The sequence below is a fragment of the Streptomyces phytophilus genome, assembly GCF_013870535.1.
GTDB lineage: Bacteria > Actinomycetota > Actinomycetes > Streptomycetales > Streptomycetaceae > Streptomyces > Streptomyces phytophilus.
On record NZ_JACBXC010000788.1, the window covers coordinates 1 to 2,876 of the forward strand.

The window sequence follows — 2,876 nt, forward strand, 5'->3', positions numbered from 1 at the left end:
CGTGTCGGCCGGGCACCCGCTGCCCACCCGCGGCCTGGAGCCGCTGCCGCCGGACGCCACCGGCTCGATGATCGACCTCGGCTGCGCCGCGCTGCCCGCCCCCGAGCCGTGGCTCACCCGCGCGATGCACGGCGCCCTGGAGCAGCTTCCGCTCTACGCCCACACCCACGGCGACTATCCCGCGGGACTGCCCGGCCTGCGCAAGGCGATCGCCGAGCGGTACACCGCCCGCGGGGTCCCGACCATGTCCGAGCAGATCATGATCACCACCGGGGCGATGGGCGCGATGATCGCCCTCTGCCGGCTCTTCGCCGGCCGCGGCGAGCGCATCGCCGTGGACTCGCCCAGCTACGCCAACATCCTGCAGCTCATGCGCGAGGACGGCGCCCGGCTGGTGCCCGTGGCCATGGGCGAGGGGCTGACCGGCTGGGACGTGGAGACCTGGCGGCACACCCTGCGCGACGCCGCCCCGCGCCTCGCGTACGTCATCCCCGACTACCACAACCCCACCGGCGCCCTGGCCGACGACGACCAGCGCCGCGCGCTCGTCGACGCGGCCCGGCGGGCCGGCACCGTCGTCGTCGCCGACGAGACGATGAGCGAGCTGCGCCTGGACGACCCGGGCGAACGCCCGCGCCCCATGGCCTCGTACGACCCGGCGGGCTCCACCGTCGTCACCGTCGGCTCGGCCAGCAAGGCGTTCTGGGCGGGCCTGCGCATCGGCTGGGTGCGCGCCGCCCCCGAGGTGATCCGCAGCCTTGTCTCCGCCCGCGCGTACGCCGACCTCGGCTCGCCGGTGGTGGAGCAACTGGCCACCACCTGGCTGCTGGAGGGCGGCGGCTGGGCCGCGGCCACCGGCCTGCGCCGCTCCCAGGCCCGCGCCAACCGCGACGCGATCGTGGCCGCGCTGCAGCGCCATCTGCCCGACTGGGAGTACACCGTGCCGACGGCGGGCGACCTGGACGACCCGGACGGGTTCGTACACAGCGAGCAGGTGGACTTCTCGGAGCTGGAGAAGCTGCTGGGCTCGGGGGGCGGCGCCGAGCCGGGTGGCTCGGGCTCGGGCGGCGAAGGGAAGGCCGCACCGGACGGGAAGGCCGAGCCGGACGGGAAGAGCGGGCCCGGCGAGAAGGCCGGGCCGGACGGCGAGGACGGTCAGGACGGGCCGGGCGACGACAAGGGCGACACGGGCAAGTGACGCTGCGGGACGACGCCGAGCGCGTACTGAAGGAGTGGAGCGCGCCCGACGGCGGTCAGGACGCGCTCCGGACCACGTACCTGGAGCATCTGGCGGCGCATCCCGGAGGGATGTACAAGCCGTGTGCGGACGGGCATGTGACGGCCAGCGCGCTGATCGTCGACGTGGCTCGTGAGCGGGTGCTGCTGACCCTGCACGGCAAGATGAGGATGTGGCTGCAGACGGGCGGCCACTGCGAGCCGGAGGACGCGACGCTGGCCTCGGCGGCTCTCCGGGAGGCGACCGAGGAGTCCGGGATAGCGGGCCTCACGCTGCTGCCCGGCGGGCCGGTGGGCCTCGACCGGCACCACACGCCGTGCGCCTGGCACCTGGACGTGCAGTACGCGGCGCTGGCCCCCGCGGATTCGGTGCCGGCGATCAGCGAGGAGTCGCTGGATCTGCGCTGGTACGGGTACGACGAGGTGGCCGGTGTCGCCGACCCGTCCGTGGCGGCGCTCATGGAGCGCACGCGGGCGCGGCTGGCCTGAGGACCGGGCGTCCGCCCGCGGCCCCGGCCGCCCGGATCCGGTCTAGTCGCTGCCGGGCGGAGGGCTGGTCGGCGTGGGGCGGGGGATGAAGGGCAGGCTCTCGCCGGCGACCACGCCCTCCAGGTAGCCGCGGGCGCGCTCGGTGCGGGGGTAGGCGCCGACGAGGTCCCAGAAGCGGGGGCCGTGGCCCGGCACGAGCAGGTGCGCCAGCTCGTGGATCAGCACGTAGTCGATGACGTACTCGGGCATGCCCTTGAGCCGGTGCGAGAGGCGGATCGTGCCCTCGGCGGGGGTGCAGGAGCCCCAGCGGGTGTTCTGGTTGGTGACCCACCGCACGCTCCTGGGCCGGGCCCGCCCGTCGAGGTACTGGGCGGACAGCCGCTGGGCGCGGTCGGCCAGCTCGCCGTCGCCCGGCATCCGCCGGTTCTCCTGGGCCTGCAGCTTGTCGAGCATGACCGTGACCCAGCGCTGCTCCTCCGCCTCGCTCATGCGGGCGGGGATCAGCACGACGGTGCGGTCGCCCTCGCGATATGCGGAAACGGTCCTGCGTCTGCGCGCGCTGCGTCTGACCTCGACCGCTCGCGACGGTTTCGGCCGTCCTGGGCTGTGCTCTGGGTCAGCGGGCACGGCACGACGTTACCTGGTCAGGGCGGAGAAAGTCCCGGCCAGGAGCAGGTGTGCGGGACCGTCGCGGCCACCGCGGCCAATTCGTAATACTTTTTCCGGCACCTGTGGATAACTCATGATGAGGTGCCGCGGCGGGCTGGCAGAGTGGCGGAGGAACGAGGGGGGCGCGATGTATCCGATGATCAAGCCGGCGCTGCGGCGGAGCTGGCGCGGCAGGCACACCATGCAGCTGGGCGTGACCAGGGCACATGCGGTGTCGATCCATCCGGTGGACTCGGCGACGGGGCTGTTCCTGCGCAGGCTGGACGGCACCCGCGGGCTGGACGCGCTGCGCCGCGAGGCGCACAGGTTCGGGCTCTCCCCCCGGTCGGTGGACACGCTCGTCGCCCGATTGACGCGGGCCGGGCTGGTCGACGAGGGCCCGCCCCCGCCGAACGGCACGGGAACTCCCCGGGACGAGCACCCGACCTCCACCGACTTTCCACGCCGCATCCACCGTTCGGCACCCCCCGGGCCGGCGGCGG

2 protein-coding genes and 2 pseudogenes are annotated in these 2,876 nt (G+C 74.2%); 3 read left to right on the forward strand and 1 reads right to left on the reverse strand.

Annotation, left to right across the window (positions count from 1 at the left end; genetic code table 11):
* Both H5J30_RS25245 and H5J30_RS25250 read left to right on the forward strand, forming a co-directional pair.
* Nucleotides 1-955, forward strand: a pseudogene (locus tag H5J30_RS25245) (aminotransferase-like domain-containing protein); the annotation flags it as partial.
* Between the two features lie 239 nt (nt 956-1,194).
* A complete protein-coding gene (locus H5J30_RS25250; RefSeq protein ID WP_181789654.1) occupies nt 1,195-1,725 on the forward strand; it encodes an NUDIX hydrolase in 531 nt (176 codons plus the stop codon).
* 42 nt (nt 1,726-1,767) lie between these two features.
* Here H5J30_RS25250 and H5J30_RS25255 read toward each other — a convergent pair whose 3' ends face one another.
* On the reverse strand, nt 1,768-2,352 hold the full coding sequence (locus H5J30_RS25255) for a M48 metallopeptidase family protein (protein WP_181789655.1): 585 nt from the start codon (nt 2,350-2,352) through the stop codon (nt 1,768-1,770).
* Between the two features lie 178 nt (nt 2,353-2,530).
* Between H5J30_RS25255 and H5J30_RS25260 the strand changes: the two are divergent.
* Nucleotides 2,531-2,876 (forward strand): annotated as a pseudogene (locus H5J30_RS25260) (ThiF family adenylyltransferase); the annotation flags it as partial.